Here is a 235-nt window from a genome sequence, read left to right on the forward strand (position 1 = left end):
AGCGTCGTCACGAAATTGCCGGTGCTGTCGGTGCTCCAGACCGAGTAGTGCCCGTTGGCCGAGTTCTTCCAGACCACGTCGTAGCCGCCACCGGACACCTGCTCGGCAGCAATGACGGACCACGTCGTGTAATTGGCCGTGTCCACCACATTGCCTTGGTATTTCAGCGTTGGGCCGGTGCCGGTCGAGATGTTGTTCAGATAATAGTTGCCGCCGGACCGGAACACGCTGGTCG

General features: G+C 60.4%; 1 protein-coding gene. It reads right to left on the reverse strand.

Annotation, left to right across the window (positions count from 1 at the left end; genetic code table 11):
* Positions 1 to 235: hypothetical protein (locus ACTEK7_RS36705; RefSeq protein ID WP_474810827.1), on the reverse strand; the 235-nt coding region annotated here is incomplete at both ends.

The sequence above is a fragment of the Bradyrhizobium sp. JHI2711 genome, assembly GCF_056156565.1.